This is a genomic window from Streptomyces sp. NPDC052396 (genome assembly GCF_044593195.1).
Taxonomy (GTDB): Bacteria; Actinomycetota; Actinomycetes; order Streptomycetales; family Streptomycetaceae; genus Streptomyces.
Window position 1 is genome coordinate 373,468 of sequence record NZ_JBIUAW010000007.1, and the last position, 25,206, is coordinate 398,673.

A 25,206-nucleotide genomic window follows, 5' to 3' on the forward strand; every position below is an offset into this window, starting at 1 on the left:
TGTGCGTCGCGACCCGGGACGGCTGCCTCGGGAAAATTCCTCCGGGCTTGCGGCCGAGTTCCCGGCCCACCGGGCGACATCGCATCGGCTGTCATCGGCCACCGTCCGACAGGCGATCGGATCATAAGGTGCATATGATCGCTGTCCGGGCGTAGACCGGTCGATCGGGAGCGGGGCGCGGATGGACGCTACCTCCACGGGCTGGCCCCGGTACGCCCGGCTCGCGCCCGCCGTTCTGGTCGTCGGCGGGACCCTCTGGAACGTGCTGTCCCCCCGGGCGTTCTGGGGAGATCCCATGCTGGCCGCCGCGGTGGTGGTGGCCGGGGCACTGTTCTCGCTGCCGTACACCGTCGCCACCGCGGCGGCCGTGGTCCTGTCCGAGCTGGCGCTGACCATCAACGACGGCTATTTCGGCCATGTCGCCGGCACCCTCAGCCTGGCCAACGCGGTATTCACCGGCCTGGTCGGCCTGGGCGTCAACCGGGTGATCGCCGCCCATGGGCGGCGGCTGGAGGCGATGCGGTCCGTGGCAGAGGCCGCCCAGCAGGCCGTACTGCCCGCACCGCCCTCGGCGGTGGGCCCGCTGGCCATCGCCGCCGTCTACAAGGCCGCGCAGATCGAGACCCTGGTCGGCGGGGACGCCTATGCCGTGCAGGAAACCCCGTACGGCACCCGGCTGCTGATCGCGGATGTCCGGGGCAAGGGCCTGGGCGCGGTGGGCGTGGTCTCGGTACTGCTGGGAACCTTCCGCGAGGCGGCGGACCGGGTGCCCGACCTGGTGGGACTGGCCGAGCATCTGGAACAGGCCCTGCTCAAGGAGGCGGCGCGGCGCGAGGAGGATGTCCGCCTGGAGGGATTTGTCACCGCCGTGCTCGGCGAGATCACCCCGGATGCGGACCGGGTCCGGCTGCTGAACTGCGGCCATCCCTGCCCCTATCTGATCGAGGACGACCGGATCTCTCCGCTGGACAGCGGCGATCCCGGCCTGCCCCTGGCCATGAGCGTCCTGGGCGTGCCACCGGCCGGCCCCAAGGACTGGCCGTTCCCGGCCGGCGCCACGCTGCTGCTGGTCACCGACGGAGTGACGGAGGCCCGGGACCGGTCCGGCACCTTCTACGACCCCATGGCCCGGCTGACCGGCCGGGGTCCGTTCCAGCGGCCCCAGGAGGTACTGGAGACGCTGGAACGCGATGTCGAACGGTGGACCGGCGGGCCACGGGACGACGACATGGCCATGCTGGCCATCACCCGGCTCGCCCGGGGGGCTGGCGCGCGCCGGCCCCGAGGGGCACAGTGGCCGGAGAGGGGGCTGGGGTGAATCTCTCCGAACCGCGGGACCGGGCGCTCCACATCCATGACCTGTACGACGAGTTGAACCGGCATGAGCGCGAACGGGCCTGGTCGCGCGAGGGGTTCATGCTCGGGTTCATGGGAGACGTCGGCGATCCGGCCAAGCTTGTCATGGCGAAGGAGGGCGCCGGGCCGGGGCCCGGCGGGCGGGCGGCGCTGGAGCATGAACTGGCCGATTGCCTGTGGTCGGTGCTGATTCCGGCGCACTGCTGCCAAGTGGACCTGGAAGGCGCCTTCCAGCGGGCCATGGCCGAACTCGAAGCCGCCATTCGCGCCCGGCTCGCCGGGGGCGGTGAGCCGGAGTGACGGCGCCGCGCCGACGGCCGATATCGCTGGGCAGCCAGCAGGGGAACGCCCATCTGCACTGGCATATCGCCGGGTTGCCGCCGGGAGTGCCATATGAGCGCCAGCAGTACCACGCGCTGATGACCGAGAACAACGGAGTGCTCGCCGAAACCGGCCGGGAACGGGCGGAGACCGCGGCGCGGTTGCGGCGCGCGATCGCTGGGTGAGGGCCGGGACTTCGGCCGGTCGTCGCTGTTCCACGCGGGGGGCGCGGATATGGATATACGGCGGATCGCTCCAGCCAGTGCGCACCTGGACGCGCAGGCGCGGGCGGCATCCCCACGCCCCCGCGAGCAGCGCACCCAAGCGTCGCGCCGCCCCCCCGCGCACTCCGGGCCTGGCCAACCCGCCGCGCATTCCCGGGAGTTCGGCAGGCCGGGCCCTACACCGAAGCGGATACGGCCTGCTCATCGGCCGCCCCCGTACGCTCCCGCTCCGGCAGCCACCGCCAAGTGGCCGCGATGGCGGCCAGGGTGACCAGCCCGGCGACCAGGGCCGTGCGGGTCAGGCCGGTGACAAAGGCGTGCTCCGCGCTGTGCAGCAGCAGTGCCCGCGATGGGGCGGGCAGGCGCGCGGCCGCATGTGCGGCGGACAGGACATTGTCGGCGGCCGGGGCGAGGGATGCCGGGGCGTGGGCCCGGGCGAGGGCGTCGTTCATCCGGCCGGTGTACGCGGCGGCCAGCACCGAACCCTGGACCGCGACCCCCAGCGTGGCGCCCACCTGGCGGGTGGCGTCGTTGATGGCCGAGCCCAGCCCGGCCTGGGCGCGCGGCATGGCGTCCATGACCGCGGCGGTGGCGGTGGGCGCCATCAACCCGGCGCCGGCCCCCGCGACCGCCTGGAAGGCGGCCAGCCGGCCATAGCCGGAGCCGGGCCGGGTGCCGGCCAGGATGAAGAACCCGGCCACCACCACCGCCAGCCCCAGCAGCAGGGTGGTCTTCTCGCCCCGCCGGGCGGCCAGCGGGGCGGCCAGCGCGGCCCCGGCGACCAGCCCGCCGGGCATCGGCAGGGTACGGATCCCGGCCTGCCAGGGCGTGTAGCCGAGCACCCCCTGGAGATAGAGGGTGGCCACGAACAGCGCCCCGAACAGGGCGAAGGACATCAGCGCCAGAGCGGCGGCGGCCATGCTCACCCGGGGACGCCGCAGCAGGTGCAGCGGCAGCATCGGGGCCCGGGCCCGGTGCTGCCGCTCGGCGAAGGCCGCCAGCAGCAGGGAGGCCAGCGCGAACACGGCCAGCACCAGCGGGCTGGTCCAGCCCCGGCCGGGGCCCTCGATGATGCCCCAGACCAGTGCCAGCAGCCCGGCCGCGGACAGTGCCGCCCCCGCCAGATCCGGCCTGCCGCCCCCGGTCCGCCGGGTGGCCGGCACCAGCCAGAGCGCCAGCAGTACGGCCACGGTGGCGCAGGGGACATTGACCCAGAACGCCGCCCGCCAGGAGAACCGGGTGACCAGCCACCCTCCGGCCAGCGGCCCGCAGGCGCCGCCCAGGCCGCCGACCGCGGCCCACAGCGCGATAGCCCGGCTGCGCGGCCCGGGCTCCGGGAACAGCCCGGTGATGATGGACAGGGTCGCGGGCATCAGCAGCGCGGCCCCCGCGCCCATCCCGGCCCGGGCGGCGATCACCTGCCCGGGAGCGTCGGCCAGCGCACCGAACACGGAGGCCACCGCACATCCGCTCAACCCGCCGATGAATGCCCGGCGTCGGCCCAGCCGGTCGGTGACCGCACCCACCGACAGCACCGCACCCCCCAGCACCAGCGAATAGGCGTCCACGATCCATTCGGTCTGCCGCATCGAGGCATCGAGACCGTCACGGAGACCGGGCACGGCCACATTGAGCACGGTCAGATCCAGACCGAGCAGAAACAGTCCCAGACAGGCGGTGACCGCGGCGGCCCAGCGGCGGCGCGATGACGTCCGGGAGGCGCTGACGAGCGTGGGGTCGGGCATGCCGTCTGCCTACCACCGGGTTCACCGGGAGCCGCCGCCGGCGGTGCCAATCCCCACGAATCAGCTATCGGCCGCCCACCGCTTGGCGGCAAACCACGCCGCCCGCCCGCTAGTTGACGCTCGTCAGGTTGTCAACCCGGCCGCAGACCGATGGTGGGCATTCCCCGGCAACCGGCACCGGCGCCCGGCCCGCTGTCCTACCGTGCTGCCCACACAACCGGTGACAGGGAGAAACGGCGTGGACGAGGAAGAGGACCGGCGGCTGAGGGCGATCGCACCGGAGATCTCCCGGGTCACGATCGGCCTGATGCGCACGGTGGTGGGCCTCGAACCCGCGGAGCGGGTGCCGGAGGAAGCCCTGTATGTGGCCGATGAGGTGCTGGCCAAACACGGCCCGGACGGGTTGCGGGTGCTGGTGATGAGCCTGACCGGATGGATGGCGGTGGGCATCGAGAATGTGGCCATGCTGACCGGAAAGACCCATGAAGCGGTCATCGACGATATCGAGTTGACCTGCCTGGAAGCTAACCCCGACGGCTGAGGGGCGGGCGGTACCGCCGGACCGGCCTGTCCCGGCCCGCCCGGCGGCGTTCCCGGCCCCGTCCTCAGCCCTGTCCCGGCCCCGTCCTCAGCCGCGGCCGGGGAACTCGGCCTCGACCAGGTCGGCCGCCCTGGCCGTGCCGCCCAGGTCGCGCAGATCCTGGCGGATGGCCGCCAGCCGGCCGGCCACCTCGGGGTCGGTGGTGAGCTCGAGCAGCGCGGTGCGCAGCGCCTCCGCGGTGGCCTCCTCGGTGTCGATCCGCCGGCCCACACCGAGTTCGGCCAGTCTGTCGGCATTGACGAACTGGTCGGCCGCCTGCGGTACGGCGATCATGGGCACTCCGCAGTAGAGGCCCTCATTGACACCGCCCATACCGCCATGGGTGACAAAGGCGTCCGCCTGCTCCAGCACGGCCAACTGCGGTATCCAGGAGTGCACTTCGATATTGCCGGGTATCGGCCCGAGCTCCGCCTGGTCCACCTCCCGGCCGACCTGGAGCACCACATGCCAGCCCGGCAGGTCGCCGAAGGCACGCAGGCAAAGACGGTAGAAATCGGGCCGGTTGGTGAAGACGGAACCGAAGGAGACCAGCAGCAGCTTCTCCGCATGGTCCGGCCGCGTCCAGTCGCCCTGCGCGGAACGGTCGCCGAGGCAGGGGCCGACATGGGTGACCCGGCTACGGTCCACCCGGTCCGGATGCGGCTGCATCACCCAGGGCGCCATGGACAGGGCGCGCCCGGCCCGGGTGATGAACGCCTTCGGGTCGAGCGCGCCGCCGTCCTCGGCGGTGATGCCGTTGTCGCCGAGCCAGTCGGCGAACCGGTCGTAGTACTCCTGGGCACCGGGAAGCGGCGGCAGGATGCCGAAGACGGGCGCCCCGTCCTCCACGGCACCGTCCCAGGGCACATAACTGGCCGCCAGCTGGACCGCCGGCACGCCCAGTTGCTCCGCCAGCACCCGGGCGGCGTAGCTGCCATGGTCGTACAGCACCACATCGGGCCGGTTGTCCGCGAACACCTTCCGCAACTGCGGCAGTTGCCCCATTGCATCCCGCAGGAACAAGCTCATGGCGGCGACCAGGTCGCCCTTGGGCAAGGCCGTGGGGTCGGATGGCAGAACAGTGTCGTACGGGATGAAATCGGCGCCGGTGGGCTCGATAATCGGTGCTGTCCAGGGGGCGTTGACATAGCTGACACGGTGTCCACGGAGGACCAGCTCGCGGATCAGCGCCAGCCCGGGAAAGACATGGCCGAGGGCGGGGATGGAGACAATCGCGATATGCGCGGGACGGGGCACGTTCTCCTCCAGAGTGCCAAGGGGATCCGACGCGTCATTTTGTTGATCACGTCGCTGGCAGTGTGACCCGGCCCATCGGCTGGGGGGACCGGATTTCGCCACCCCGCGGACGACCGCCTGCGGGCGCTGCTAGGCCCGGAACGCCTCCGGCCGCTCCGGCGATGCCTCGGCGAGCGCCTTGGCCACGCCCTCCACGCCGGCCCGCAGGCCGTAGACGGGGGTGTCGGGCTGCTGGCGTCAGGACTCGTCGATGCCTCCCGCGTCGACCGAGTCGAAGCCCAGCTCGTCGACGAGGGCGCGGACCACGTTCTTGGCCGCCTCGTCATCACCGGCCACCGGTACCGCGATCCGCTCCGGGTCGCCCTTGGGCCGCGGGCGCTCCAGGATGTCCTGGGCATAGGTGCCGTTGAACACCTTGATGACCGGGTGGCCGAGGTGCTGCTCGGTCCAGCGGCTCTCCGGCAGACCGTCCTCGATGGCGGCGATGCGGCCGTCGCGCTGCTGGGGGTAGTAGTTGCCGGTGTCGATGACGGCGACGCCGTCGGCGGCCTCGTCGAAGAGCCCGGACGGCAGATCCGGGATGGCCTTGAGCGGAATGGTGACCACCACCACCTGGGCACCCCGTGCCGCCTCGGCCACGGTGACCGGTCTGGCACCGGTCTCGGCGGCCAGGTCGGTCAGGGTCTGCGGGCCACGGGAGTTGGCCACGGACACCTCATGGCCGAGAGCGGTGAGCCGACGGGTCAGGTTGCCGCCGATGTTGCCCGCGCCGATGATGCCGATCTTCATGATGCGTCCTTCCAGAACCTTGGCGACCGGGTGTCGCAGCCGTCACAACTCACCTGGTTCGCGGGCTATTCCCCGCGCTGCGCTGCCCCGGCCTCCGCGCGGGCCGCGCTGACCGGCGTGGGACCGGGCGGCACCGTGGTGCTGCGGAGCACCGGGGGCCGCCCGGCCGACCCGGGCCGGATTCAGGAGCGGTTGTCCACCACCGTGCGCAGCTTGCCGCTGGCGGCCGTCCGCAGGAAGCCGGTGCCGTCGGTCGGCTCCACGGCGAACGCCAGCAGTTCCTCCTCCACCGCGGACCGCAGCTCCGGGTAGTGCGCCAGGAAGGCGGCATGCGCCCGCGCGGCGTCGGTGGTCTCCAGACGGACGGTCAGCAGCTCCCGGGCGCCGTCGTGGCCGAGCACCAGCTGGAGTTCCCCGCTGTGGCGGAGGTGCTCGTCGGCGATGGCGGTGAAACGGCGGTAGTTGAGGAAGTAGGTCGCCACCCGCACCACATCGCCCAGCCTGCCCAGCAGTTCGAAGCGTGGCGCCCGGTTGCCGCAGGCGCAGGGACCGGGCAGGGCGCGGCCGAGGTCGCCGATGACATACCGGTCCAGGCGCTGGCCGCGCCGGGCCCGGGTGGTGAACACCAGCCGGCCGGTCTCGCCCGGCGCCACCGGGCGGTCCGCGTCCGGTTCCAGGATCTCCAGGGTGTGCAGATCGGCGTGCAGATGATGCACGCTCCCGGTGGACTCGGCGCACTGATAGCCCAGCGGGCCGAGGTCGGCGCTGCCATAGGTGATGGAGTGCACCACCTCGATACCGAAGGTCTCGGCGAGGGTGCGGCGCTGCTCGGCGGTGAAGTGCTCACCGCCGTAGTAGATCTTGCGGAGGCCGCCGTAGGAGAGCAGCAACTCCTGCTGTTCGTGCAGCAGTTGCCACAGATAGGAGGGCATTCCGAAGAGAGTGTCCACCTCATAGGCGACCAGCGCCTCGGCCACCGTCCGGTGGTCGGTGCCCGCGGCCATGGGTATCTGGACGCCGCCCAGCCGCTCCAGGATGGAGAAGAAGCTGAAGAAGCCCCCGTACATCCCGCCGCTGTAGAAGAGGTTGGCGGTGCGGTCGGCGCCCGGGTCGTAGCCGGCGGCCAGCAGGCCCCGGGCGGCCGCGTGCATCTGGGTGTCGTAGTCCTCCCAGGTGTACAGCGACAGGGCGGGTGTGCCGGTGCTGCCGCCGCTGCGGACATACAGCTCGGCGTCGCCCCGGTCGATATGCCGGTTCAGCTCCTGGACGGCCGCCTTGTCCAGCAACGGACCGGCGGGCGGCGGGAATTCGGGGGTGCGCACCAGGTCGTCCAGGCAGGCCGTGGTGGCGAAGCGCCCGTCGGCGCGGACCGCCACCCGGCGGCTGTAGCGCTGCAGCGCGTAGACGCCGTCATGCGGCTCGCCGGGGTAGCTGCCGAGCATCTCGCCCAGCGGGGTGACCCGGGTGACACCGGCCGCCAGCACGGTGCGGGCCAGTTCCGCGATGTCCGCCCGGCTGCCGCCGATGGCGGCCGTCTGCAGATAGCGGCGCATGGGGCGCAGGGTGGCCAGCATCCGCTTGCGCGGCAGCGGCTTGACCCAGACGCTGCGGTGCAGCGGGGAGGCGGTGAGCGCGGACCGGGTGTCGGCCATCACCCGCCAGGAGCCGTCCTCGGCGGCGAACACCCGGGTCAGGCCCAGGTGTTCCTCCAGGCGGGCCAGCAGCTCGGTGGTGGTGAGCTCGGCCTCCTCGGCCAGGTCCGGCTCCCGGGCGGGCGCGGCCGGCACCCGGGCCAGCTCGGCGGCCAGGCGCCCGGCGAAGGCGAAGACCTGCTCCTCGTCCTCGGTGTCCAGATAGACCACCTGGGGGCTGGAGCAGGCCTGCTGTTCCAGCAGGCAGACATCGGCCGCCAGCGCGGTGAGCGCGGCCGGGTCGGCCCAGGCATCGGCGGTGAGATAGGCGAAGGAGATCTTGTGGCCCCACTCCACCAGGCGGCAGCCCGGCGGCACATGGGCCGCGATGCCTTCCACGGCGGCCTCGCCGCCCCACACGGCCACCGCGTCGGCGGGCGCGCACATCAGGCGCAGCCACTCCTGGCGGGCGGAGGAGAAGCGCAGCACGATCACCCGCTCGGCGATGGCCCCGGAGGGGTCCGCCTCGGCCAGGGCGGCCAGCAGGTGCTGGGCGAGCAGGCTGTCGGAGCCGCTGGTCTTGAGGATGTTGACATTGCCGGACAGCAGACCCTCGACCAGGCTGAGCGGGGCCACCGTGGCGGCGTTGCCGGGCGCGATATGGGCGACCAGGCCGACCGGGGCCCAGGCCTCGTAGACGGTCTCCTTCGCCTCCGGGCGGCCGAGCCGCTGGGGTGCGGTGGAGCCCAGCTCCCGGCGGAGCTTGCGGGTGAGTTCCGCACGGCTGAGGAAGGCGCCCAGTTCGGCCAGCAGTCCGGCGGCGTCCTCGCCCGCCGGCACCTGGGCGGCCAGGGCGAGGTGGACGGGGTGCGCGGGATCGCGCAGCGCGGTGGCCAGCCGGTCGCAGGCGGCCAGCACGGTCTCGGTCTCCAGCGGGGTGGCCAGGGCCTGCCCGACCAGCGCCGGCAGGGCGGCCAGGCGCCGGCCGGCCTCCTCGTCGTCGATGAACGAGCCCTGCCAGTAGTGGGGTTGGGCGTGGGCGAGCACGGTCACGACATTCCCTTCATCAGTTCGGCGGCGGCCACCGCGCAGCTGCGGTTGCGGCTCACCCCGGCCCGGCCGTGGATGGTGAACCAGTCGGTCTTCAGCCCGCAGCCACAGGCGGAGCCCGGCTGCCGGGAGGCCAGGTCGCCCATCAGCACGCTCTGGGCCGGCACGGAGGTGATGTACGGGGAGACCAGGTGCAGGTAGCCCCGCTCCCCGTAGGGGAGTTCCTCCAGCGTGCGGGTGGAGCGGATGAACACCCGTGACCACACCGGGACATGGAGACGGTGCCGCTCGCACTCGGTGTAGGGCACACAGTGCTCGACGGAACCAAAGGTGTCCCGGATTCGCTCGCCCGGGATGCCCAGTTGCCCGGTCACCCGGGCGTACAGCTCGTCCTTGCCGATCTGCCGGTCGGCGTGGCCCTTCCAGCCGCCGCCCAGCACCACCAGCGAGCCCTCCGGCAGACGCAGCGGCGGCAGCCCCATGGCGCGCATCCGCTCCAGGGTGAACCAGAGGAAGGCCGGGAAGCCCAGGATGCGGACCGGGGCGTCGTCCCGCTCGAAGCGCCGCAGCGCCTCGACACAGCCGAAGGGGTCGAAGTCATGCCCGTTGCCGGTGTGCCGCAGGGCGTAGGCGACCTGGCGCACCGGTGCGAAGTCGCACAGGTAGTTGTCGGTGAAGGAGGTGCCCAGCTTCAGCTCTGGCGCCGGTTCATAGCTGTAGAGCAGGTAGTTGGCGTCCCGGTCCGGGGTGATCCAGCCGTTGCGCTCGAAGATGCGGGCCACCATGCGCTGCGCCGAGCGGATGGTCCACTCGTCGAAGAACATCTGGGACTTCTGGCCGGTGGTGCCGGAGGAGGTCAGGTGCAGGTGCACCGACTCGCGCGGGATGGACAGCACCTCATGGCGCTTGAAGAAGTTGGCGTGCACCAGCGGCCGTTGGCCCTCGGGGGTGCTCTCGCGCAGGCTGCGGAAGAAGGGCGAGCGCTCGGCGTGCCAGGCGTCGATCTCGGCCATGGCGGCGGCGAACAGCTCATCCTCGGCCGGGCCATGGGCGTAGGGGTCGGTCAGGTCGCACAGTTCCTGCACCCGGGGCAGCAGCTCCGGGTCGGGAACGGCGACGGGAGCCAGATGGGGGTTCATGAGACAACCTCGAGGGTGGGCAGATAGGTCGACGCCCAGGCCGACGCATAGGAGTCCAGGTAGGGCCGCAGCGGCTCCTCGACCACCAGGGACCGGAAGTCGATCTGTTCGGCCGTGCGGGACATCACCACGTAGTCCTGGAAGCCCTCGCCGTCCGGGCGCATCGCCGGGTAGAGGGCACTGGGGATGTAGCCCTGGGTGAGGAAGGCGGAGAGCAGGTCGTGCCGCCGCAGCGGCAGCAGCGCCTCCAGGTAGCCGACACCGGACCGGAACAGGGTCCGGGTGACCGGTTCCAGCCAGCCGGCCGCCTCGGCCGGTTCCGGATGGCCGGCCACCAGGGCGCCATAGCCGCCGGCCCGGCTGACACAGGCGTAGACCTCGATCCGGCCGTCCTCGGAGAGCAGCAGGGTGTTGGGGGTGTGCAGCGGATAGAACCAGCGGGCGCGGTCCGGGAACCCGGCGGCGAAGCGGCGGCGGACGAAGCCGGGGGCCTCCACGACCTCCAGCCGCTCGGCACCCACGGGCGGGGCCGGTGCGGGGGCCGGTGCGGTGCAGCGGGTGGCGGAGTAGTCGATGCCCAGGGTGCGCTCCACGGTGCGCAGCAGCGGCTCCAGCGGGGCGGGCACCTCGGGTACCGGAATCCGCCGCTCCAGTACCCCGGCGGAGTACCGCGCGTAGAGCGCCAGGCTCTCCCGGCCGCCGCACTCCACCGTGTTGGGCATGATGCCCATGGGGCGGAAGCCATGGCGGGAGACCACCCGCTGGGGGCCGGTGCTCACGGTGCGGACGGTGGCGTAGACCGAGTCCAGCCGGCCCTCGCCGAGCATCCGCTCGCACAGTTCCTCGGTGAGGGTGCCGGCCATTCCGGAGGCCCGGTGCTCGGGGTGCACCGCCAGGCCCTCCAGCCGGCCCAGGCGGCTGCCCGGCTCGCCCTGGATGGCCGCCGAACCCACCAGGGCGCCGGTGCGCCGGCACCGGGCGGTCAGCCACAGGGTGTCCGGGTTGGCGGCGAAGGCGGCCATCTGGGCCGGGTCGGTGTAGCGGGCGACGGGGTAGTGCGGGCCGTAGACCGCGTAGTAGAGCTGGCGCAGCTCGGCGACGTCGGCCGCGGTGGCCCGTTCGATGACGGCGTTCATCGCTTGGCTCCCACGGGTTCGGCGGCGGCCGGACCGGCCGCGGATTCGATGGCGTCTTCGGCGTCTTCGGCGTCCTGGGCGCCGTCGGCGTCCGGGACGCGCAGCAGCGCCAGGACGCAGGCGGCGGGCAGCAGGCCGGCCGCCTGGACCAGGCACAGGGTGCGCGCGGACAGGTGGTCGCCCAGCATGCCGAACAGCAGCGAGGCGAGCGGGAAGCTGGCGCCCAGCACGGCCTGCATCACCGCGAAGAAGCCGGGCTTGTCGGCGGCGGGCACCAGGCGCTGGAACAGGGCGACAAAGCGCACACCGATGGTGCCCACACACCAGCCGGCCACCACCAGGCCGCCGGCGAAGACCCAGCGTCCGGTGACCAGGCCGGGGGCGGCCAGGGCGGCGGCCATGGCGGCCAGGCAGCAGGCGCCCACGGTGGTCGGCCGGCGGTCGGCGGCCACCCGGGCACCGGTGAACGAGCCGATCAGGGTGCCCGTGCCCAGCGATGCCTCCAGCAGGGAGACGGTGCTTCCGCCGTCCCCCAGCACCGACTTGGTGTACAGCGGGATGACCACGAAGACGGCGGTGGTGAAGAGATTGGCGGCGGTGAAGCAGACCAGGATCCGGGTGACGAACGGCAGCCCGGACAGGATCCCGCGCAGGGTGTGCCGCTCCGGCTCCCCGTCCGCCGCCTCGCCGGGCGCCTGGGCGGTACGGAACCGTACCGGGGCGATCAGCGCGGCCGCGCAGAGATAGGCGAGGGCGCAGCCGGTGGCCAGTCCGGTGATGCCTGCCCGGTCCGCGATCAGCGCGCCGAGGAAGGCCCCGCCCAGACCGGCCAGGGACTGGGTGGACAGCTCGAAGCCGGTGGCGGCCTCGATGTCCGCGTCCTCCACCAGCTCGGGCACCGAGGTGGTCAGACAGGGGTCGAAGAACGCCTGGCAGGTGGAGAGCGCCAGGGTGGCGGCATAGGCGGCGGCCAGCGGCAGGTCACCGGCGGACGCCCAGGCGGCCAGCGCCGCCATCGCGGCGCCGGCCGCGGCGGCCGCGGTGCGCAGCACCGAGCGGTGCGCGAAGCGGGCGACCGCCCGGGCGACCAGCGGGGCCAGCGCCACGGCGGGCAGGGTGCTGACGGCCATGAACAGCCCGGAGGCCAGGCCGCGTCCGCCGTTCACCGCATAGGCGACCAGCCACCAGGCCACGCCGACCTGGAACATCCGTACCGCGGCCTGGGTGAGCACCTGGCCCAGCCAGACGGCGCCGAAGGCGCGGTTGCGCAGCACCAGCGGGGTGCGATTCGGGGCGGTCATGAGGTCGGCCTCTCGTCCACGACGCGAATGAGCTTTCCGGTACGGGAGTTGACGGCCAGTTCGCCATGGCTGGTCCACTCCACGGCCACCGGGTGGACAAAGCCGGAGCGCACGCTCTCGCCGTACAGCGGCCTGGCCCCGTCCAGTTCGGCCAGCACGGCCTTGGCCAGGACCTCCAGGGTGGCGGGGTCGTGGTCGCCGGGCGCGGTGGCCAGGCGCAGCACCAGCTGGTCGCGGCCGTCGTGCCGGCGTACCACCAGCTGGGTGCCGATGACCCGGCCCTCGGTGTCGGCGGCGGCGATGGCGGCCAGCGCGTCCTGGGTGTAGAGCGAGACCGGGCCGACGCGAACGCCCTCCTCGGCCCGGCCGAGGATGCGGAACAGCCCGTTCTCCGGGTCGGTCCACTCGGCGCGGTCGCCGGCGGGGTAGCGGATGACGGGCATCAGGCGGCGGAAGAGGCTGGTGACCACCACACGTCCCGGCCGGCCCGGCCGCAGGATCGGTTCACCGGTGGTCTCGTCGAGGATCTCCACCATGGTGTGCGGGCTGAACACCCGGTGCACCCGGGGGTCGGGCCCGGGCACGGCGCAACCCAGCAGGCCGGCGTCCACACTGGCGTAACCGACCGAGCGGGCCTCGGCGTTGGGGAACGCCGTGGCCAGCAGCCGCCGTTGGTCGGCGAAGAGGGCCTCGCCGGCGAAGAACAGCAGCTCCACCGAGGGCAGCCGGTCGCCGGTGGCGATCAGGTGCTCGGCCAGCCGGCACAGGGTGGTGGGAGTGCCCGCCACCACCTGGGCGGCGAACTCCCGCAGGGTGGGAACGGTGGACTCCAGCGGCGCGGCTCCGCCGATGGGCAGCCGGACGTTGTCCACCGGGGCCTGGGCCAGGGAGTCGAGCAGGAAGAGGAAGCTGGCGTAGAGCTCGCCGGCATAGAAGAGGTCGGCGACCCGGTGGCCCGGCTTCAGCCCGGCCTCGATGAGTCCCTGGCCGAAAACGGTGGTGAACTCCCGCCATTCCTCACGGGTAAAGCAGGAGAACTTCGGGTAACCGGTGGTACCGCCTGTCTTGAAAACGACGGATTCGCTGAGCGGTCCGGTCAGAACACGGTTGTCGTGCAGTGTGTTCGCCGCCCAGAATTCCGCCTGGTCGACCACCGGGAGGTCGGTGAGCCGCTCCACCTGTGGTGGCAGGTCGGCGTAGAGAGCCCTGTAGAACGGGGAGTTGTGACGGGCATGACGTATGAGGTCCGATAGTTGATGGACGGACATTCGGCCTTTGCCTAGCTGAATTCGGCCAGCGGGGGATCCGCCCCGCTGCTGCCGGTGATTGCTGAGTGAATACGCAAGGGGAGCGCGCGTACTGCGAGTTCGGTCGCGTCGGCGTCAACACCTGACGTGTGTTCACATCATCCAACACGGTGCAAGGTAAAGCCAAATCGGGTGCCCGGCCCATCCGGGAAAATTGTTGAACTCCTTATGAACGCTTATGGGCCGGCGTGCTGATGCGGGACCTGGGCAGCAGATGCGGGGCGTACATGCCGACCGCGGTCAGCAGTTGCCGCTTGGAGGGGTTCACCATGGCCTTGCCGGCCACGGTCACGGTGGGCACGGTCTCGTTGCCGCCCGCGATGGAGCGGACAAAGGCGGCGGCCTCGTGGTCCCGCCAGATGTTCACCTTGGTGTAACGCAGCCGGGTGAGCCGCAGGGTCACCCGCAGCTTGATGCAGTAGGTACAGCCGGGCCGCCAGTAGACGACCACCCCGTCACGATCTCCGGCCATTGGATCGCCCCCAGTCCCCAGGTGTACGCCGAGCGTAGACGAGGGGCGTGCGGCGCATCGAGAGCGCGCGACCAGCCACCGGCGGCCCGCACTTGACACCCATCGGGGCACCTTTCAGCCACGGCCCAGGCACGGCACCGGCATCCGGGCCGCGGGCAACCGCGACTGCCCGTCCGCGCCCAGGCCGTACGCCTGGTGCAGGGCGGTCAGCGCCTGCGGCACCTGCCCAGCCCGGCACAGGGCGCAGATCCGGGTCGGCGAGGCGGTGACCGTCTCAAAGGGCACCGCGGCCCGCGCCAGCGTCTCGCAGAAGGTGGCCAGCACTGCCGCGTTCAGCCCGCACCCCACCAAGGACACGGTGCCCACCGGATCGCCGTACTCCAGATCCCGGTAGCCGATCTCCGCCCGGTGCGCCCGCAGCGCGGCCAGCGCGGCGGTGGCGTCGCTCTCCGGCAGCACCAGGGTGAGGTCACCGCACTGCCCGTTGGGCGAGGGCAGGGTCGCCCGCGCCGCGGTGTCGATCTCCGCCCCGGCCTCGGCCAGCACCCCGAACAGCCGGGCCGTGATCCCCGGCCGGCTGGGCAGCGCGGTCACGGTCAGCCGGGCCTGGGACAGGTCATGGGCGAGCCCCACCAGACCCCGGGGCTCCACCGGCCCGTCCGCCACCGCGTCCGAGACCACCGTGCCGCCATCGCTCCCCAGGGAGGAACGGACATGCAGCGGCACCCGGTACCGGCGGGCGTACTCCACGCTGCGCGGCGCCAGCACCCTGGCCCCGCTGTCGGCCAGTTCCTGCATGGTGTCGTAGGCCAGGCGCCGCAACGGCCGTGCGGCGGGCACCAGATGGGGATCGGCGGTGTGCACCCCGTCCACGTCGGTGCAGATCTCGCAGACCTCCGCGCCGAGCGCCGCCGCCAGGGCGACGGCCGTGGTGTCGGAGCCGCCGCGGCCCAGCGTGGTGATGTCGCCCGTCTCCCGGCTGAGCCCCTGGAAGCCCGCCACCAGAACGATCTCGCCCCGCCCCAGCGCCTCACGGACCCGCCGGGGTTCGACACCGGTGATCCGGGCCCGGCCGTGCGCCGCGGTGGTCAGCACGCCCGCCTGCGCGCCGCTGAGCGAACGGGCCGGTACGCCCAGCGCCTGCACCGCCATCGCGGTCAGGGCGTTGGAGACGCACTCGCCCGTGGTCAGCAGCAGGTCCAGTTCCCGCCGGGAGGGCACCGGCGCCACCTCACGGGCCAGGCCCAGCAGCTGGTCGGTGGTGTCGCCCATCGCGGACACCACCACGACGACATCGTGGCCGGCCCGGCGGGTGGCGACGATGTGCTCGGCGACCTGTCTGATCCGCTCGGTACCGGGTACCGAGGAGCCGCCGTATTTCTGGACGATCAGAGCCATCGGTCGGGCCTTCTCCCGGGGCCGCCGCACGGGCGGCCGGTCAAGTCCCCGGCCGGTACCGGCCGGAGACGGGTGGCACAAAGCGGTCCGGGCCGCACTCCGTGACGGCCCGCAGCAGCAGGGCACAGGCGTCCTCCACCACATCGGCGGTGACGTTCAGCGGCGGCAGCAGCCGGACCACCCGGTCGTCCCGGCCGCCCCGCTCCACGATCAGCCCCCCGCGCAGCGCCCGCGCCTGGACCTCGGCGGCCCGCTCGCCCGCGGGACGGCCGCCGGCGTCCGCCAGCTCCACGCCCCACATCAGGCCCCGGCCGCGCACCTCGCGCACCCAGGGCAGGCCGGCCAGCGGGGCCAGCAGGCCGTCGATCTGCCGGCCGCGCCGCCGGACGTTCTCCAGCACCCCGTCGCGCCGGACGACCCGCACCGCCTCGGTGCCCGCCGCGAACGCCAGCTGGTTGCCGCGGAAGGTGCCGATGTGCGCGCCCGGCGCCCAGGTGTCCAGCCGGGCGTCGTAGAGGATCAGGGCCACCGGCAGGCCGAGGCCGCCGAGCGCCTTGGAGGCCACCACCACATCGGGCTCGATGCCGTACTGCTCGAAGGCGAACCAGGTGCCGGTCCGGCCCCCGCCGGTCTGTACCTCGTCCACCACCAGCGGCACATCCAGGGCCCGGGTCAGCGCCCGCAGCCGCCGGACGAACTCCGGGCGGGCCGGCACCACACCGCCCTCGCCCTGCACCAGCTCCAGCAGGACGGCGGCGGGGCGCGCGATGCCGCCCAGCTCGTCGGTCAGCGCCCGTTCCAGCTGGCCGGCACAGTCCCAGGCACAACTGCCCGGCACCGGCCCGTCCGGGCAGCGGCTGGGGGAGCAGTAGGGGAAGAAGTGCACCCCGGGCATGGTGTTGCGCACCGGCTCCTTGGCGGCCACCAGCCCGCTGAGCGCCATCGCCGCATGCGTGCTGCCATGGAAGCCGCCCCGGAAGGAGACCACCTCGCCCCGCCCGGTGGCGGTCTTGCACAGCTTGATCGCGGCCTCCACCGCATTGGCCCCGGTCGGCCCGCAGAAGTGCGCCTTCATCCGCCGGCCCAGATCCCCCGGCAGCATGGCCAGCTGGGCGGCGGTGAACTCGTCCTTCACCGGGGTGGGGAAGTCCAGGCCATGGGTGAGCAGGTCCAGCTGGCGGTGGACGGCGGCCACCAGCTCCGGGTGGTTATGGCCCAGCGACAGCACACCCGCGCCCATCAGGAAGTCGATGAACACATTGCCGTCGACGTCCTTCACAAAGCTGCCCCGGCCCTCGGCCAGCGCGATGGGCAGATGCCGGGGGTAGGTACGGGCGCTGGACTCCCGCCGGTCCTGCCGGGCCAGCAGCTCGGCCGACAGCGGCCCGGGCAGCTCGCCCGCGACATGCGGGCCGGTCCAGGGGCGTGGCTGGGCGAATGTGGTCATGGCATGCCTCCCTGCGGTCGGGCCGGAATCCCCTGCCACCGGGTACCCGGCGGCAGCGCCTCGCCCTTCATCACCAGCGACAGGGCGTCCAGCGAGGCGCCGGCGCCCACCCGGGCGTCATAGAGGACGACACCGCGGCTGCCGACCGAGGCGCCGGCCGCCACGCGCACCCGGGACATCTTCATCACCCGGTCCTCGAACAAGTGGGTCTGCAACGAGGTGACCTCACCGACCGCCGCGTCATCGCCCACCTCCACCAGGTCGAACTCGGTGAGGAAGGTGGTGGCCAGCCACACCCGGCGCCCGATGCGGGCGCCGAACAGGCGCAGCGGCCAGGCGATCCACGGGGTGCCGGTGAGCAGGTTCAGCAGCGCCGGCACCACCAGGTTCTCGTAGAGACCGGTGATCAGCTCGGTGCGCCGTACCCATACGCTCCACAGCGGCTCCACCCGGGGCCGGTAGCGGCCGATGACCAGCCACTTGAGCACCACCGCGACCAGGGCACAGGCCGCCCCGCTGGCCAGCAGCAGGGCCGGGCCGAGCAGGAACAGCGCCAATGGCGTGAAGTGGTCGGCCAGTTGGACACAGCCGTAGAGGGTGCCCAGGGTGCACAGCGCCGCGACGGTGGCCGGCAGGGTGACGCGGAAGTACTCGATGGCCAGCCGGGCGGCGATCAGCCCGGGACCGGGGTCGTAGGTCAGCCTGGCCGGGAACCTCCGGCTCTCCTCCCGCCGCGGCAGAAAGATCGCGGGGGAGCCCAGCCAGGTGGTCTCCGGGGGCAGCGGTCCGGCCGGGGCCACCGAGTGCACGCCCAGCAGACTGCCCGGGCCCAGCCGTCCGCCGCCCGGCACCAGCGCCCCGTTGCCCACAAAGCTGCGCCGCCCGGCCTCGGCCGGGGCCAGCGCGATCCGCCCCCGGTGGAAGACGGCCGGCCCCATCACACTGATGTCCGCCAGGAAGCTCTGCTCGCCCACGATCAGCATGTCCGGGTCGACAAAGCTGACCGTGGCCACCTCCGACCAGCGGCCGGTGCGCGCCCCCAGGGCACGCAGGAAGGGCACCAGGTAGAGCGTGGAGTACAGGGCGTGGGTGAGGACCAGGCTCAGGGTCAGCAGGCCGTCGCTGATCCACTTGCGGACCCCGAAGCCGCTGCGCTCCCGGTGGACGCCGGCCGGCGCGGCCGGCAGCACGGCGCGCTTGACGGCCAGCACCAGCGCGCAGACCGCCGCCACCGCCAGCGGCCCGGCCACCGCCGCCGCCAGGGTGCCCCAGGCGAAGCCATGCCGCCAGGCCGTCCAGGTGACCAGCGCCGTGACGCCGGTGGCCACCGTCAGCGGGATCAGCAGGAACAGCAGCGCCCCGGCCGCGTAGCCCAGCAGCACCGGCAGCGGCCAGCGCCCCTCGTCCGGCCCGGCGGCCAGATGGTCCAGCAGCGGCGGCCGGCCGTCCTGGCGTGCCGCCGGGGAGCCGGCCCAGTGCTCACCGGCCGGGATCACCCGGTCCTGGGGGACCAGCGACTGCTCGCCGACGGAGGCGCCGTCCCGCAGCACCGCCCCGGGCAGCAGCACGCTGTTGGTGCCCACAAAGCAGCCGGAGCCGATGCGCACCGTCCCCAGCCGCAGCCGCCCGCCCTCCACCGCGTACGGCTGGATCCGGGCCCCGTAGCCCACACTGCTGCCGGCACCGATCTCGGCCAGCGAGGGCGGGTAGACCAGGGCCGACAGATGGCAGGCCGGGCCGATACGGGCACCCAGCAGCCGCAGACAGGGCGGCAGCAGCGGAGAACCGGCCAGCAGGCCCAGCGGGGACAGCAGCAGCACCTTGCCCAGCAGCCAGAACCGCAGATAGGTGACGCCCCACAGCGGGTAGCTGCCCGGCCGTACGCCCGCCATCAGCAGCCGCCCGGCCGGCAGCGGCAGCACCAGCAGGATCACCGCCAGCCAGCCCGCCTCCAGCCCGGCCAGGGCCGGCCAGGGCAGCTGGGTCAGCCAGGCCAGGACGCCGCCCTCCGCCGGCGGCCGCACCGGCAGATGCCAGGCGGCGGCCAGCCGGTACAGCAGCACCACGCCCGCCAGACCCAGGGGCAGCAACCAGAGGTAGAGCGCGGCCAGTTGAGCCAGGCCACAGGCCAGCACCCGGGCGCCGGAATGGCGCCGGGGCTCGGGCGCCGGCCGCCCGGCGGTGTCATCCGCCGTGCCCGCCCGCGCCTCCACCAGGGCGGCCAGCCCCCGCACGGTGGGATGGGCGTAGAGGTCCCCCATGGCCACCTCCCGCAGCCCGGGCTCGGCCCGCAGCCGGGAGATCAGCCGGGCGGCGGTCATGGAGTGCCCGCCCAGGTCACAGAAGAAATCGTCCTCGACGGAGAGCTCCGCCCCGTCCAGCACCTCCCGCCACAACCCGGCCAGCCGGAGCTCCAGCCCGGTCGCCGGGGCGGCGCGCGGCCGGCTGTCCCGGCCCAGCGGCGGGGAAGTGGGCGCGGGCAGCGCGGCCCGGTCCACCTTGTCCGCCGCCAACAGCGGGAAGGCGGGCAGCACTTCAAGATGGGAAGGGATCATATACGCGGGCAGCCGGCCGCGCAGCCGGGCATGCAGCCGCCGGCGCAGCTCCTGCTGGTCCACGGTCCGCTGACGGGCATTCAGGGTGAGATAGCCGGCCAGCGCCTGCGGCACCCCATCCCTGACCAGCGGGGTGACCACCGCGTCCGCCACCGCCTCGTCCTCCCGCAACACCGCCTCTATCTCGGCGAGTTCGATCCGGTAGCCGCGCAGCTTGACCTGGGTGTCCACCCGACCCAGGTACTCCAGCTCCCCGGTGACGGTGAACCGGCCCCGGTCGCCGGTGCGGTAGACACGCGGGACCTCCGCACGGTCCCGGGCCACCGGATTGGGGATAAAGCGCTCGGCGGTCAGCGAGGGGCGGTTGACATAGCCCAGGGCCACCCCGGGCCCGCCGATGCAGATCTCCCCGCTGGTGCCCTCGGTGACCCGGCGCAGCCCGTCGTCGAGGAGGTAGACCCGGTAGCCGGGCAGCGGAGTGCCGATGGTCACCGGCCGGTGCGGCGCCAGTTCGGCGCAGGTGGCGGTCACCGTGGCCTCGGTGGGACCGTAGGCGTTGAGGATCCGCCGCCCCGGCCGCGCCCAGCGGCGCACCAGCTCCGCGGGACAGGGCTCACCGCTGACCAACAGGGTCCGCAGGGCGGGCAGTTCGGCGTCCAGGGTGGCCAGCAGGGTGGGCACACAGCACAGCACGGTGACGCCCTGCCCGGCCAGCAGCTCGGCCAGGCCCGACCCCGCCCGGCGGCCCTCCTCGGTGCCCGCCACCAGGGTGGCGCCCGCCATCCAGGCCGGCCAGATCTCCTCCACCGAGAAGTCGAAGGCCAGGGACAGCCCCTGATAGACCCGGTCCTCGCGGCCCACCCGGTAGACCGGGCCCGCCACCCGCAGAAAGTTGACGATATTCGCCTGCGAGACCGCAACTCCCTTGGGCCGCCCGGTGGTTCCGGAGGTGTAGACGATGTAGCACAGCGAGGAGGCGTCCACCCGCACCCCGGGCCGGTGCTCCGGCCGCCGCGCCAAGTGCTCCTCCTCCCGGTCGAGTTCCAGCACCGGGCAGGGCATCTCCCGGGTCCGCTCGCGCAGCGCCGACTCCGTCACCAGGCACCGCAGCTCCGCGTCCCGGGCGATAAAGGCCAGCCGCTCGGCGGGGAAGGAGACATCCAGCGGCACATAGGCCGCGCCCGCCTTGCCCACCCCGAGCAGGGCCGCATAGCCGGCCGCACCACGCTCCAGCAGGATCCCGGCCCGGGCGCCCTCGCCCGCGCCGCGCTCCCGCAGCAGATGCGCCAGACGGTTGGCCCACCGCTCCAGTTCCCGGTAGCCCAGCCGCTGATCCCCGCAGATCACAGCGGTGGCGTCCGGATGACGGTCACAGGAACGCTCGAAAAACTCCACCAGGCTCCGCACCGGCGCCCCGGCGGGCGCCCCGGCGGGCCCCGTGGTCGCTGTCGACTCTGCCATGACCTCTCCCTGTGGCAGATGTGCAGCTCGTTGTCCTCGTTCCCCGGTACGGCGGCCGCCCCACTACTGCTCAGTAGCGCACGGCCATCTCCCTATCCACCCTAGAAAACCTCCCGCCGAAGCGAAAACGGAGGCACTAGCATCCGGGTGATGAGCACTGTGCGATTCCGTGAGGTTCCCCGATCCCGGATCGACCGCGTCCTCGACCACGCCTACCTGGTCTTCCACGAAGAGGACGAGCGTCCCGGCGAGCGCGAGTTCCTGCGCCGGTGCGAACGCCTCGGCGCCTACGAGGACGACCACCTGGTCGGCTTCCTCGGCGCCCTCCCCCTCCGGCTGTCCGTCCCCGGCGGCCAATTGCCCTGCGCCGGACTGACCTATGTCTCCGTCGCCCCCACCCACCGCCGCCGCGGAGTGCTCTCCGGAATGCTCCAGGAACAGTGGCGGCGCTGCGCGGCCGCCGGGCAGCCGCTGGCCGCCCTGTGGGCCTCCGAGGCCGCCATCTACGGCCGCTTCGGCTTCGGCGCCGCCACCCACCTGTCCACCGTCGAAATCGACTCCCGGCGCCCGCTCGCCCTGCGCGTCGCCCCCGACGACCGCCCGCTGCGCCTGCTGGACCCCGAGGAGGCCCCCGCCGTCATCGGCCCGTGCTACGAGGCGGAACGCGCCCGCCGGGCCGGACGCCCGGCCCGGGACGCCTACTGGTGGCGCGAGCAGATCCTGCCCGAGGAGGACGAGGACGACGACGAACTGGGCCCGCCCCGGATCGTCACCCTGGGCGGAAACCCGCCCGCCGGCTACGCCGTCTACCGCACCCGCGCCGGCGACGACGACGCCGGTACCCCCGGCCTGGTCCAGCTGTATGAACTGGAGGCCGACACCGCCCCCGTCGCCGCCGCCCTGTGGAGCTACCTGGCCGCCATCGACCTCACCGGCAAGGTACGCGCCTGGGGCCGCCCCGCCGACGATCCACTGCCGCTGATGGCCACCGACAACGACCAGGTCCGCGTCACCGACACCTTCCCGGCCCTGTGGCTGCGCCTGGTCGACGCCCCGGCGGCGCTGACCGCCCGCCGCTATGCCGGCCCGGTGGACCTCGCCCTGGAGATCCAGGACGAGACCCTGCCCGCCAACCATGGCACCTTCCGGCTCACCTCCGGCCCGGACGGCACCCGCTGCGACCCCACCGAGGACCGCCCCGACCTCACCCTGGACGTCCGCGACCTGGCCGCCTGCTACCTGGGCGGCGTCCGCCCGGTCCGGCTGCTGCGCGCCGGCCTGGTCACCGAGCACACGGCCGGTGCCGCCGAGGCGCTGGAGGCCGCCCTGCGCACCGAGTTCCTGCCCTTCACCAGCGATGAGTTCTGACCGTCAACTCCCGCTGAAGCTATTGCCGTTGACACCCACCTGAGCCCACGCCTTGCGCACCGCGTCCTCCTCGGCACCCGCCCCGTACAGGGAGTGCGCGGTGGCGGCGGTGGCCTGGGCGAAGGTCGCGAAGTCCGCGTTGGAGGGCAGGGTGCCGGCGGTCAGCGTCTGGTACCAGATCCGTCCGGCCTTCTCCCAGGCATAGCCGCCCAGCGCGTCGGCCACCAGGTAGAAGGCGTAGTTGGGAATGCCGGAGTTGATGTGCACCCCGCCGTTGTCGGCCTGCATCTCCCGGTAGTCCGCCATCACCGCGGGCTGCGGGTCCTGGCCGCCGAGCCGGGGGTCGTCATAGGCGGTGCCCGGGGCCTTCATGGAGCGCAGCGCCACACCGCTGACCCCCGGGGCGAGCACCCCCGCGCCGATCAGCCAGTCCGCGTCCGCCGCGGTCTGCCGCAGCGCGTACTGCTGGACCAGGGAGCCGAAGACATCGGAGATCGACTCATTGAGCGCCCCGGACTGGCCCTGGTAGTCCAGGCCGCCGGAGAACTGGGTGACGCCATGGGTGAGTTCATGCGCCGTGACACCCACATTCCCGGTGAAGTTCTGGAAGATCCGCCCGTCACCGTCGCCGAAGACCATCTGCTGGCCGTTCCAGAAGGCGTTGTCATAGTCGCGGCCGAAGTGGACGGTGGCGTTCAGCGGCAGCCCGGCGTTGTCGACGGAGCGGCGCTGGAAGACCTCGTAGTAGAAGGTGAAGGTGGCGCCCAGGCCGTCGTAGACGTCATTGGCCGCCTGGTCGCGGCCCGGCTGGTCCGGCTCGCCCCGGCTGCGGTCGCCCGGCAGGTCCGTGCTGTGCCGGGCGTCGAAGATGGTGCGGTCGGGCTGGTCACCGGCCGCCGGCGGCGCGGCCGGCGGTGCGGTGATGGCCTGCAGCCGCTGCTGCCGGTGCAGGCGGTCCTGCTCCTGGGTGCGCTCACCGATCGCGCGCAACTCCGGGTCGTCGGAGGCGGTCAGGGCGTCCACGATGTGCGGGGGAACGATCGGACAGAAGCAGGGCGTGGCCGTGGACCCCGGGCGGGGCTGGTGACTGTTCATGCCACCCACGCTCCCCGGACTCGCCGCGACCGTCCCGGCGCACGGGCGCGATTCGCCAGCTTGGCCCACCAAAGGCATCGCGGAGGCGATGGACTGCCCTACCGTGGTACGAGCCGTCGTCGCTGGGAGGCGCCAAATGCCCGATGCCACACGCCTGGACCGGATCGATCACATCGTGGTCCTGATGCTGGAGAACCGCTCCTTCGACCATATGCTGGGCTTTCTCTACACCGACCAGGGCAACCGCTCCCCGTCCGGGCAGCCCTATGAGGGCCTGACCGGGGACGAGTCCAGTCCGGACGGGAACGGCGGCAAGGCCACGGTCTTCCGGATCGACCCCACCAAGCCCGGCGCCTACTTCATGCCGGGAGCCGACCCCGGCGAGGGCTTCCAGGCGACCAACAACCAGCTGTTCTCCACGCCCACCCCGCCCGACCCCGCCCCGGTCCCCACCAACCAGGGCTTTGTCACCGACTACGCCGCGACCCTGCGGCAGCGCGCCCGCCAGGGCTGGTCCGTCTACCCGGGCACCACCGCCGACGACATCATGGGCTGCTTCACCCCCGAAGGGCTGCCGGTGCTGTCCGGCCTCGCCCGGGGCTTCGCGGTGTGCGACCACTGGTACAGCTCGGTGCCCACCGAAACCCTGCCCAACCGTGCCTTCGCCCTCGCCGCCACCAGCCAGGGGCATATGGACGACCACACGCACAACTTCACCGTCCCCAGCATCTTCGGACGGCTCAGCGACCACCAGGTGCCCTGGGCCGTCTACGGCTACCACGCCCAGCCGCTGACCCGGGGCAACTTCCCCGATATCTCGCGGGCCGACGAGTCCCACTTCGGCCAGTTCATCGACTTCAAGAACGCGGCCGCCGCCGGCACCCTGCCCGGCTTTGTCTTCCTGGAGCCCTCCTGGTCCTCCACCGGCAACAGCCAGCACCCCAACTATGACGTAGCGGCCGGGGAGTTGTGCATCCACGATGTCTACCAGGCGCTGCGCAACGGACCGGGATGGGCCAAGACCCTGCTGGTGATCACCTATGACGAGCACGGCGGCTGCTACGACCATGTGCCGCCGCCGTCCGGCGCCACCCCGCCCGACGACACACCGGGGGAGTACGGCTTCGACTTCACCCGGTTCGGGGTGCGGGTGCCCACCGTGCTGGTCTCCCCGCTGATCGAACCCGGCACCGTCTTCCGGGTCCCCGAGGGCAGCGTGCCCCTGGACCACACCTCAGTGCTCAAGACGGTGGAGCAGCGCTGGAACCTGCCCCCGCTCACCGCCCGCGACCAGGCCGCCCCCGGCATCGGAGAGGTGCTGACCCTGGACCAGCCCCGCCAGGACGATCCGCTGGCCGGCGTGATCGTCCCCACCTCGGTGGGCCTCAACCCGGCCCGGACCGAGGTCTCCCACCTGGACCAGGTGCACGCCGACCTCGTCCAGCGGAACCTGATCCCGGACCTCTGAAGGCGACTCCGCCCGGAGGACGCCGCCCGGCACCGCGTGGCGTCCCGGCGGGCGGAGCGCAACCTCCCCCTAGCCTGTTGGCGATCAAGGGGGGATTCCAAGGAGG

Annotated in this window: 18 protein-coding genes and 1 pseudogene; 6 read left to right on the top strand and 13 right to left on the bottom strand. The window is 72.7% G+C overall.

Translation table 11 applies throughout. The features are described 5' to 3' along the window. Positions 1 to 181: 181 nt before the first annotated feature. Genes ACIHFE_RS20850 through ACIHFE_RS20860 form a run of 3 tightly spaced genes read left to right on the top strand, consistent with a single transcriptional unit; the run spans position 182 to position 1,862 of the window. The gene (locus tag ACIHFE_RS20850) at positions 182 to 1,318 is read left to right on the top strand and encodes a PP2C family protein-serine/threonine phosphatase (protein WP_400108665.1); all 1,137 of its coding nucleotides are present in this window, start codon (positions 182 to 184) and stop codon (positions 1,316 to 1,318) included. Continuing rightward, complete coding sequence (locus ACIHFE_RS20855) at positions 1,315 to 1,656, top strand: nucleotide pyrophosphohydrolase (RefSeq protein ID WP_400108666.1); 342 nt, start codon at positions 1,315 to 1,317, stop codon at positions 1,654 to 1,656. Before ACIHFE_RS20850 ends, ACIHFE_RS20855 begins: the two co-directional genes overlap by 4 nt. Continuing rightward, entirely contained in the window at positions 1,653 to 1,862 is a 210-nt protein-coding gene (locus ACIHFE_RS20860; RefSeq protein WP_400108667.1) for a hypothetical protein, read from the top strand. The genes ACIHFE_RS20855 and ACIHFE_RS20860 overlap by 4 nt, the downstream gene beginning before the upstream one ends. A gap of 215 nt (positions 1,863 to 2,077) precedes the next feature. Here ACIHFE_RS20860 and ACIHFE_RS20865 read toward each other — a convergent pair whose 3' ends face one another. Continuing rightward, positions 2,078 to 3,646, bottom strand: a complete 1,569-nt coding sequence (locus tag ACIHFE_RS20865) for an MFS transporter (protein ID WP_400108668.1) — start codon at positions 3,644 to 3,646, stop codon at positions 2,078 to 2,080. A gap of 238 nt (positions 3,647 to 3,884) precedes the next feature. Between ACIHFE_RS20865 and ACIHFE_RS20870 the strand changes: the two genes are divergently transcribed. Continuing rightward, entirely contained in the window at positions 3,885 to 4,187 is a 303-nt protein-coding gene (locus ACIHFE_RS20870) for a hypothetical protein (RefSeq protein ID WP_400108669.1), read from the top strand. Positions 4,188 to 4,274: 87 nt separating this feature from the next. Here ACIHFE_RS20870 and ACIHFE_RS20875 read toward each other — a convergent pair whose 3' ends face one another. From ACIHFE_RS20875 to ACIHFE_RS20925, 11 genes and pseudogenes are all read right to left on the bottom strand, one after another. Then, complete coding sequence (locus tag ACIHFE_RS20875) at positions 4,275 to 5,495, bottom strand: macrolide family glycosyltransferase (RefSeq protein ID WP_400108788.1); 1,221 nt, start codon at positions 5,493 to 5,495, stop codon at positions 4,275 to 4,277. A gap of 117 nt (positions 5,496 to 5,612) precedes the next feature. Next, positions 5,613 to 6,272, bottom strand: a pseudogene (locus ACIHFE_RS20880) (NADPH-dependent F420 reductase). Positions 6,273 to 6,454: 182 nt separating this feature from the next. Further along, positions 6,455 to 8,956 carry an acyl-CoA reductase gene (locus tag ACIHFE_RS20885; protein WP_400108670.1) on the bottom strand — a complete coding sequence of 834 codons (2,502 nt, stop codon included), beginning with the start codon at positions 8,954 to 8,956 and terminating at the stop codon, positions 6,455 to 6,457. Beyond that, a complete protein-coding gene (locus tag ACIHFE_RS20890; RefSeq protein ID WP_400108671.1) occupies positions 8,953 to 10,092 on the bottom strand; it encodes an acyl-protein synthase in 1,140 nt (379 codons plus the stop codon). The genes ACIHFE_RS20885 and ACIHFE_RS20890 overlap by 4 nt, the downstream gene beginning before the upstream one ends. After that, positions 10,089 to 11,228: a GNAT family N-acetyltransferase gene (locus tag ACIHFE_RS20895; protein ID WP_400108672.1), complete on the bottom strand. Its 1,140-nt coding sequence runs from the start codon at positions 11,226 to 11,228 to the stop codon at positions 10,089 to 10,091. Before ACIHFE_RS20895 ends, ACIHFE_RS20890 begins: the two co-directional genes overlap by 4 nt. After that, positions 11,225 to 12,529 (bottom strand): MFS transporter, encoded by a 1,305-nt coding sequence (locus tag ACIHFE_RS20900; RefSeq protein WP_400108673.1) that lies wholly within the window; start codon positions 12,527 to 12,529, stop codon positions 11,225 to 11,227. The genes ACIHFE_RS20895 and ACIHFE_RS20900 overlap by 4 nt, the downstream gene beginning before the upstream one ends. Next, positions 12,526 to 13,797 (bottom strand): phenylacetate--CoA ligase family protein, encoded by a 1,272-nt coding sequence (locus tag ACIHFE_RS20905; RefSeq protein WP_400108674.1) that lies wholly within the window; start codon positions 13,795 to 13,797, stop codon positions 12,526 to 12,528. Before ACIHFE_RS20905 ends, ACIHFE_RS20900 begins: the two co-directional genes overlap by 4 nt. A gap of 205 nt (positions 13,798 to 14,002) precedes the next feature. Continuing rightward, the gene (locus ACIHFE_RS20910; protein ID WP_400108675.1) at positions 14,003 to 14,308 is read right to left on the bottom strand and encodes a glutaredoxin domain-containing protein; all 306 of its coding nucleotides are present in this window, start codon (positions 14,306 to 14,308) and stop codon (positions 14,003 to 14,005) included. 114 nt (positions 14,309 to 14,422) lie between these two features. Further along, the gene (locus ACIHFE_RS20915) at positions 14,423 to 15,706 is read right to left on the bottom strand and encodes an aspartate kinase (RefSeq protein ID WP_400108676.1); all 1,284 of its coding nucleotides are present in this window, start codon (positions 15,704 to 15,706) and stop codon (positions 14,423 to 14,425) included. Between the two features lie 40 nt (positions 15,707 to 15,746). Then, a complete protein-coding gene (locus ACIHFE_RS20920; protein ID WP_400108677.1) occupies positions 15,747 to 17,153 on the bottom strand; it encodes an aspartate aminotransferase family protein in 1,407 nt (468 codons plus the stop codon). Beyond that, positions 17,150 to 21,169: a Pls/PosA family non-ribosomal peptide synthetase gene (locus ACIHFE_RS20925; protein WP_400108678.1), complete on the bottom strand. Its 4,020-nt coding sequence runs from the start codon at positions 21,167 to 21,169 to the stop codon at positions 17,150 to 17,152. The genes ACIHFE_RS20920 and ACIHFE_RS20925 overlap by 4 nt, the downstream gene beginning before the upstream one ends. Before the next feature lie 150 nt (positions 21,170 to 21,319). On the opposite strand from ACIHFE_RS20925, the gene ACIHFE_RS20930 reads away from it, so the two are divergent. Next, positions 21,320 to 22,537 carry a GNAT family N-acetyltransferase gene (locus ACIHFE_RS20930; protein WP_400108679.1) on the top strand — a complete coding sequence of 406 codons (1,218 nt, stop codon included), beginning with the start codon at positions 21,320 to 21,322 and terminating at the stop codon, positions 22,535 to 22,537. Positions 22,538 to 22,540: 3 nt separating this feature from the next. On the opposite strand, the gene ACIHFE_RS20935 is transcribed toward ACIHFE_RS20930, so the two are convergent. After that, positions 22,541 to 23,632, bottom strand: a complete 1,092-nt coding sequence (locus ACIHFE_RS20935; protein ID WP_400108680.1) for a M4 family metallopeptidase — start codon at positions 23,630 to 23,632, stop codon at positions 22,541 to 22,543. Positions 23,633 to 23,768: 136 nt separating this feature from the next. On the opposite strand from ACIHFE_RS20935, the gene ACIHFE_RS20940 reads away from it, so the two are divergent. After that, entirely contained in the window at positions 23,769 to 25,100 is a 1,332-nt protein-coding gene (locus ACIHFE_RS20940) for an alkaline phosphatase family protein (RefSeq protein WP_400108681.1), read from the top strand. Positions 25,101 to 25,206 lie beyond the last annotated feature (106 nt).

Excerpts from the sequence above, each read along its gene's own strand:
- ACIHFE_RS20850 (WP_400108665.1), top strand. The coding sequence starts at position 182 with ATGGACGCTACCTCCACGGGCTGGCCCCGGTACGCCCGGCTCGCGCCC.
- ACIHFE_RS20865 (WP_400108668.1), bottom strand. The coding sequence starts at position 3,646 with ATGCCCGACCCCACGCTCGTCAGCGCCTCCCGGACGTCATCGCGCCGC.
- ACIHFE_RS20890 (WP_400108671.1), bottom strand. The coding sequence starts at position 10,092 with ATGAACCCCCATCTGGCTCCCGTCGCCGTTCCCGACCCGGAGCTGCTG.
- ACIHFE_RS20895 (WP_400108672.1), bottom strand. The coding sequence starts at position 11,228 with ATGAACGCCGTCATCGAACGGGCCACCGCGGCCGACGTCGCCGAGCTG.
- ACIHFE_RS20900 (WP_400108673.1), bottom strand. The coding sequence starts at position 12,529 with ATGACCGCCCCGAATCGCACCCCGCTGGTGCTGCGCAACCGCGCCTTC.
- ACIHFE_RS20905 (WP_400108674.1), bottom strand. The coding sequence starts at position 13,797 with ATGTCCGTCCATCAACTATCGGACCTCATACGTCATGCCCGTCACAAC.
- ACIHFE_RS20910 (WP_400108675.1), bottom strand. The coding sequence starts at position 14,308 with ATGGCCGGAGATCGTGACGGGGTGGTCGTCTACTGGCGGCCCGGCTGT.
- ACIHFE_RS20915 (WP_400108676.1), bottom strand. The coding sequence starts at position 15,706 with ATGGCTCTGATCGTCCAGAAATACGGCGGCTCCTCGGTACCCGGTACC.
- ACIHFE_RS20920 (WP_400108677.1), bottom strand. The coding sequence starts at position 17,153 with ATGACCACATTCGCCCAGCCACGCCCCTGGACCGGCCCGCATGTCGCG.
- ACIHFE_RS20925 (WP_400108678.1), bottom strand. The coding sequence starts at position 21,169 with ATGGCAGAGTCGACAGCGACCACGGGGCCCGCCGGGGCGCCCGCCGGG.
- ACIHFE_RS20930 (WP_400108679.1), top strand. The coding sequence starts at position 21,320 with ATGAGCACTGTGCGATTCCGTGAGGTTCCCCGATCCCGGATCGACCGC.
- ACIHFE_RS20935 (WP_400108680.1), bottom strand. The coding sequence starts at position 23,632 with ATGAACAGTCACCAGCCCCGCCCGGGGTCCACGGCCACGCCCTGCTTC.
- ACIHFE_RS20940 (WP_400108681.1), top strand. The coding sequence starts at position 23,769 with ATGCCCGATGCCACACGCCTGGACCGGATCGATCACATCGTGGTCCTG.